The organism is Microvirga tunisiensis, assembly GCF_009296175.1.
Classification (GTDB): Bacteria; Pseudomonadota; Alphaproteobacteria; order Rhizobiales; family Beijerinckiaceae; genus Microvirga; species Microvirga tunisiensis.
Genome location: NZ_VOSK01000335.1, coordinates 1 through 6429, shown reverse-complemented (window position 1 = coordinate 6429; position 6429 = coordinate 1). Strand labels below are relative to the sequence as shown.

Sequence of the window (6429 nt, the reverse complement as noted above, 5' to 3'; positions counted from 1 at the left end):
CAGGCGCCCACCGTCGAAAGCAGCGGTGATCTTCTTGCGGCCAACGGCTGGAAACGGGAAGGTGGCAGGTGTATCGTCCGGCATGGCGAGTGTGGCACAGGGCAATTGGTGGCAGGGATTAGTCTCAACAACCAAATCCTACGCTGCTTCAAGTGCTTAAGCTACACTCGCCAGCCTTCATCAACCTTCCCATGCATAAGAACGGCTAGAGCCATTCCGGCCGCCGGGTGTCCTGCTGGTACCTCCACCGGCGGCGTTTCATCGCGACCGCCGACGAGGAACAGATGAACTCGCACATTGATATTAATCGAGAAGTTACCCTCTGAGCCATCCCAGGACAGCACATCAAACACAAATGGACCGTTCGCATGCTCGGTCAGATCTATCTCACTCGACCACGAACCATCTGGTGTCAGTTTCGTTGGAAACCAGTTTGGGCCGATTCTTAACATCACATTCTTCATTCCGGGGGCACGCCCCATGAACGTGATCTTTTTTGCCTCTAAAATCATTGATTCATCAGGGATGCCGATCGTGTAAGGCTGTGGACTTTTCAATTGGTTCGTCCTGAATGGACCTGCTTTGAATGGCGCGTCGATATAGACTTCCGGCTGTACGCTTGCGACACGCCCCTGTGACTGATCGGCCTCTCTCCGCCATAACGATGGAGCAGCGACTGCCACTGGAATTGAAAATCCACACGCACCTAATAGAGCGCGACGCGTAATGCTTAAGGCCAACGCCGCGGAGCTCTCGGGTTTCATAGCACCTCTTTCAGACCTTTTATCGTTCAAGTGGATACGGTGATGAAGGTACTTGGCGATAGCCGTAGAATGTTTCTCCACCAGCTCTGAACTCTGTAGCTCTGACTCTATAAGAGACTCTACGTGGAAATGATCCTTGAACAGAACCCTCCCGAAAGTACTAGCTAAATATTTCCTGCTATTTCTGGCATGGAGATAGCGCCAAGTTCCGTGGGTGGCACTCCTCCCACTTAGCTTTATAACTTCGATGCCGTTGGGCCTGCCGCTCACACAGGAGTGGAGCGGGGTGGCTGTCTCTCAGAGATCCTGTGGGCGTGGTGGATAGTAGACCACACTCTGGCAGAGTAAGCTGGCTAGGTCCTACTCTGGAGGCAGCTCTCCGTGTTCCGGAGAATTCTCTACACTTTAACCGCCCCTGGCACGTAAGCCGGCAGACATTCGTTGTACACGTCGAGTGTTTCTCTTACGACGCGATCGAGAGACATACGATATCTATTTGCTAGAGCATGTTTCTTACCCTCCGCAAGAGCGTTAGGCGTGGTTAAGAGTTCAATCAACGCCTTGGCCAACAGCGCCGGATTCTTTGGGGGCACTAGAATGCCCGCCCGGCCATCATCAAGCATCTCGGGGATGCCATCGACGTTAGAAGCGACGATGGCACAGCCAGCCTCACAAGCTTCTGAAAGCACGAGCCCCGCAGGCTCAGCATGCGACGGGAACACGAATACGTCTGCTCCTTTGAACCATGGCCGCGGATCTTCCTGTGGTCCATGGAAGGTTATCGAAGATGCGCACGGCATAGCAGCAGCGATGCTTCTATATTGTGCCCCGTAAGGTCCCTCGCCGACGATATGAAGCCTCGCTCCGTGGATCGTGGCGTTAACGATCTCAAAGGCCTTGAGCAAGTCTGGGATCCCTTTGCGGGGATGCAGGCCGCCGACCGACAAGATGGATGGCGAGCCAAGAGCGATTGGTGGTTCTGAAAGATCCGCGTGACGTCGCGAACCAATCGTTCCATTGAGCACAACACGTAGTCGTGAGGCAGGAACACCACGTTCTTTCATTAAGCGTGCAACTGCAGCGCTGACAGCGATGACTCTTGTTCCCACGGCCATAGCTATCGAACTACGTTCAAATGCATTATGAACCGTCGTGACAAGGGGCACACCCGCAATCTTACACGCCGGGTAACACAAAAGCGCACTTGTCATCATATGAGCATGGGCGATATCGAAGCGCCGCATCAGTTTCGTCAGCTCCACAGCAGCTGTCAGAGCAACAAGCGGACGACGGCGTTGATCAATCTGGATCGTTTCTACGCCATTGGCCTTGAGCAGCGCGTCGAAGCTGCCACCGCGGCTAACGACGGAAACTTCATGCCCTAGTGCTGCCTGTGCGCATGCGAGATCAACAGCTGCATGAACATGACCGTTAAGTCGCTCAGTATGGTTAAGAACATGTGCTATGCGCATCTTAAATCACAACGCTTTGGGACGATCCGGTTCTGCAATACGTCGAGTGCCTCACTGCATCAATCATTTTGTGTTTCTCCCCTTTTGATGGATTGCACTCAAACTCTCTGATGCATTTAGTTCGTTCAACGAGGGATAACATCTGCGAAGACACCCGTGTCAAGTAAACTGGCCAGACTAAATTCCATGCCTATGTCTATTAGGGGTAATCCTTTTTCGGAAACCAAAGTATTTACACGTTTAGTATTTCTAGCTCAGGATTCATCAAGTGACGTAGAAGGTGGTGGCCGCTGCGATGCAGATAGATGAGAAGAAGGTGTGAGCACAGCGATCATAGCGGGTCGCAATCCGGCGCCAGTCCTTGAGCTTGGCGAACCTGTTCTCGACCTCATGCTGTTGCCGATACAGCGTCTTGTCGTAGGCAATCGGCACCTTGCGCCTCCTGGTCGGCGGAATGCACGGCGTGATGTCCTTCTCGACAAGAGCGGCCCGGAACCAGCTGCTGTCGTAGCCACGGCCACGGTCGGCAATCAGGGTTGCGCCAGAAGGCAGGGCCTCCAAGACCAGCCGGACTGACGGTCATTCAGCAGAAACAGATCACCCATTCAGAGCCTCCTTTGGAGGAGGCTCTGGACGACCTTTGCCTGTCAGGGGGCCACCCTGTGGGCGTTCAAGTCCCGGCTGTGGCAGCACCTGGCCTGCGGGTGCACCTGTGCGTCACTGGGCCGGGCGTGATCACTGTCGCACCTGAGCCACGCCGATGCGGCTGAGCTTGCCCTTGCGCCCGAACTCCTGACCGATCAGAGGGGGGCGTCCTCTCGGGGGCGGCGCGTCCGGGAGCCCACGCCTGTGAAAGAACCTGGCGGTGCAGGGGACTGCTCTGCTGGCACCACTCTGGGGAGCGGCGGCAAGGGCAGGAGCTTGGCCGCGCTGGATCGTGCAGGACCATCTAAGGATTGATACCGTGCTAAAGCAACTGACCGAGCGCTACCATGCCAAGCGGATGTGAGCACGGGACGTGTAGCACCTGACAGCCCTGTAGCTGCGCAAGTTCGTCAGCCGCTCAATGGCACTGCTGTGTCACTTGAATAGGATTGGATATCGAAGAAAAAGCTTAGTATCACGTGATACCCAAAAGGTTAACCCTTGAAGGCTAGCTCATACACCGACTTGAGTTCAAGACGCCGTCTAGGTAAGAAGAGTATAAGAGTATATAACTTTTACTTTCCCGATACATTGTCATACTTGATAGTTTTCCTAACCTAAACGAAATAACCGCGGAAATGACGGCGAGGAGACGCGAATGCAGCCGGATTTTTGGCAACTCGTCAGGGAAGATCTGAATACACACTTTGGCCAGTACTCCCAAGCGGGATTTCACGCGCTTCTAATGTACAGGATTGGGGTGGAGGGTAGACGTAGAAGTGGCTTGAGTGGGATCCTCTTGAACACCCTCTACAAGGCCTCGCATATCTTTGTTCGAAACTTCTATGGTATTGAGATTCACGCAACGTCGACTATTGGCCGACGAGTGAGAATCGCCCATCAAGGGCCACTTGTAGTTCATGAATTTGCGGCAGTGGGAGACGATTGCATTTTGCGAAATGGGGTCACGATCGGCGCCGCCAGCGGACCCTATCTTGAGCAGGCCCCTACCCTGGGAAGAAGCGTAGATATAGGCGAGAAAGCCGCCATCATCGGCAAGGTTACTATCGGCGACTTTGTGAAAGTCGGCCCTCACTGCGTGGTGATGAAGAGTCTCCCATCCGGCACTACCGTCTGCACCCAATCACCCCATGTCATGCATCTAGCATCCGCTGCAGCGCAGATCCCCAACCATCCGACAGAAGGGAGCGAATATGCTCGAGCACCATGAGCGCGTACGTCCGCCGTTGAGCAGCGAGATCGATCGTTCCATCTCCGTCGTATCCGACCGCCCCAATCCAAAAGTTATTCTCCAAGAAGCGCGTCTTCTTGTCTCCTCCGGAAATCACTTGGACGCATTGCAGCCTCTCATCAGCATCGTGGATTGTAGTGAAGCCTATTCTGATTGGCAGCCGGCAGCGTCACTTGCTGCGAGCATACTCGATAATGGACACACGTGGTTGAGTAAGCGTAAAGCATGCGTGTGGCTGTGCAGCAGCTATACCATCGTGCAATTGGCGCCCTTGCTCAGATTATACGGACTCCGGATCGGTATCGATCTAGACGTTTTGCAAGGCAACTATGGCCAGCTTCAGCAGGACATTCTGGATTCAGGCTCGCCCATGTATGCTGCTCGACCTGATTTCATCGTCCTTTGTGTCCATGAAAAGGATCTTCTCTTAGGTGAGCAGTGCTATGATGCCGCAGCAGCCGTCGAGGCTGAACTGATACGTTGGAGGCAACTCTGGAGCGCGATCGCAAGCAATTGCGATGCAAAGATCATAATGCACAACTTCGCCAAGCCGGCTGAAGATCCGTTTGGCAACTTCGCGAGATTCCTGCCCGGGTCTCGATCCTCAATGATTGACCGTCTCAACGAGCGCCTGGCTGAAACGGCTATTGGAATTGTATCTATAATCGACTGCGACCGTCTCTCCGCACTTTTGGGCAAAAGGAACTGGTTCTCACCCAGTTACTGGCATGCCAGCAGGCAGGCAGTCTCATTCTCTGGGCTGCCACTGCTCGCGAAGCAGACGGGCGCCACAATCGCAGCACACCTGGGATTGATGAAGAAATGTATCGCAGTTGACCTCGATAATACTCTGTGGGGAGGGGTCGTCGGTGAAGATGGAACTAATGGTATTCGGATTGGGCCCGAGAGTTCCGAGGGTACGGCTTACGCGGACTTCCAAAGATACCTTCTGTCCCTGAAAAATCGCGGGATTCTGCTCGCGGCCTGTTCGAAAAACAACCCTGCTGATGCGCGGGAGCCATTTTGCAAACGTTCAGAAATGGTCCTGCGGCTCACAGATTTCGCAGCCTTTGAGGCCAACTGGGGCCCAAAGACAGAATCCTTACGCAAGGTCGCCCAGACACTGAACATCGGCTTGGACAGTATTGTCTTCGTAGACGACAACCCTGCGGAACGTGAAATCGTGCGACAGATCATGCCAGAAGTTGAGGTTGTGATCTTGCCAGAGGATCCCTCAGGATATTCGCGGACACTGGCAGAGTCGTGCTTCTTTGAGACTTCGTCCTTCACGCCGGAAGACGCGGCCAGATCCAACCAATATCTCGCCCGCGCACGCGCTGAGGAGTTAAGCCGCAGCGCAGGCACGCTTGAAGAGTTCTACACGTCATTGCAGATGCGCGCCGATGTTGCACGCGCCGACCAGACAACGTTCGCTCGCATAGTCCAGCTTATCATGAAATCGAACCAGTTCAACTTGACAACACATCGCTACGGCGATTCAGATGTGCGGCGCCTCCTTGCTGATCCCGATTACCTGCTTTTGACCTTCACGTTGAAGGACTGCTTCACGGATCATGGGCTAGTCAGTGTTGTCGGTTTGCGTAGACATGGTGACGTGTTGGAGGTCGATCTGTGGGTGATGAGTTGCCGGGTCATTGGACGCACATTTGAAGCCTGCATCGTGAGCGAGCTATTCGGGGTCGCGCGCGAACTTGGCTGTCGTCTTATACATGGCCTATACAAGCCCACAGCTAAGAACAGCATGGTTGCAGAGCTGTTTCCGAGCTTCGGATTTACTCCGGTTGAAAATCAGGATCGTGATGTCCGACATTTCGCTGCAGAGGTCGAGGGCTGGCTCGCACCGACCACCTACGTGAGCCTTGAGAAGGGAGAGTGAAGCATGTCGCTCCACGAGTCTCTGGAAAAGATATTCCGGGATGTGTTCAATGACGAGAGTTTGACACTTGAAGACGAAATGAGTGCAGATGATCGTGAGGACTGGGATTCTGTAGCTCACCTCAATCTTATCTTCGCTATCGAAGAAGCGTTCGACGTGTCCTTCTCCGGTTCGGAGATCAACAAGCTGCGGAATGTTGGTGACCTGAAAACCCTCATTCGCACGAAGTCGCCTGAATGTCGCGGATCATGAAGGTCTCCAGGAGCTTGCACTGTCTGGATGCGAGACCTCCTTGGCATGAGCGATGACCTGGAGGGCTGGCGGCAACGCGTCTGCATCGGGTGGCTTGTAGCGGCGGTTGGCGAGCTTCGGCTCGGCAGCCAGGCGGCTTCGCACAAC

General features: G+C 54.2%; 6 protein-coding genes. 3 read left to right on the top strand and 3 right to left on the bottom strand.

The features are described from left to right. Positions 1-161: 161 nt before the first annotated feature. From FS320_RS35810 to FS320_RS35800, 3 genes are all read right to left on the bottom strand, one after another. Positions 162-764 (bottom strand): hypothetical protein, encoded by a 603-nt coding sequence (locus FS320_RS35810; protein ID WP_152717116.1) that lies wholly within the window; start codon positions 762-764, stop codon positions 162-164. Positions 765-1162: 398 nt separating this feature from the next. Beyond that, on the bottom strand, positions 1163-2236 hold the full coding sequence (locus FS320_RS35805) for a glycosyltransferase family 4 protein (RefSeq protein WP_152717115.1): 1074 nt from the start codon (positions 2234-2236) through the stop codon (positions 1163-1165). 264 nt (positions 2237-2500) lie between these two features. Next, on the bottom strand, positions 2501-2797 hold the full coding sequence (locus tag FS320_RS35800) for a transposase (RefSeq protein ID WP_162003400.1): 297 nt from the start codon (positions 2795-2797) through the stop codon (positions 2501-2503). A 742-nt stretch (positions 2798-3539) separates the two neighbouring features. On the opposite strand from FS320_RS35800, the gene FS320_RS35795 reads away from it, so the two are divergent. Genes FS320_RS35795 through FS320_RS35785 form a run of 3 tightly spaced genes read left to right on the top strand, consistent with a single transcriptional unit; the run spans position 3540 to position 6282 of the window. After that, positions 3540-4112 carry a serine acetyltransferase gene (locus tag FS320_RS35795; RefSeq protein WP_152717113.1) on the top strand — a complete coding sequence of 191 codons (573 nt, stop codon included), beginning with the start codon at positions 3540-3542 and terminating at the stop codon, positions 4110-4112. After that, the gene (locus FS320_RS35790) at positions 4096-6030 is read left to right on the top strand and encodes an HAD-IIIC family phosphatase (RefSeq protein WP_152717112.1); all 1935 of its coding nucleotides are present in this window, start codon (positions 4096-4098) and stop codon (positions 6028-6030) included. Before FS320_RS35795 ends, FS320_RS35790 begins: the two co-directional genes overlap by 17 nt. Positions 6031-6033: 3 nt before the next feature. After that, positions 6034-6282 carry an acyl carrier protein gene (locus FS320_RS35785; protein ID WP_152717111.1) on the top strand — a complete coding sequence of 83 codons (249 nt, stop codon included), beginning with the start codon at positions 6034-6036 and terminating at the stop codon, positions 6280-6282. Positions 6283-6429: the final 147 nt, after the last annotated feature.

Excerpts from the sequence above, each read along its gene's own strand:
- FS320_RS35790 (WP_152717112.1), top strand. The coding sequence starts at position 4,096 with ATGCTCGAGCACCATGAGCGCGTACGTCCGCCGTTGAGCAGCGAGATC.
- FS320_RS35785 (WP_152717111.1), top strand. The coding sequence starts at position 6,034 with ATGTCGCTCCACGAGTCTCTGGAAAAGATATTCCGGGATGTGTTCAAT.
- FS320_RS35795 (WP_152717113.1), top strand. The coding sequence starts at position 3,540 with ATGCAGCCGGATTTTTGGCAACTCGTCAGGGAAGATCTGAATACACAC.
- FS320_RS35810 (WP_152717116.1), bottom strand. The coding sequence starts at position 764 with ATGAAACCCGAGAGCTCCGCGGCGTTGGCCTTAAGCATTACGCGTCGC.
- FS320_RS35805 (WP_152717115.1), bottom strand. The coding sequence starts at position 2,236 with ATGCGCATAGCACATGTTCTTAACCATACTGAGCGACTTAACGGTCAT.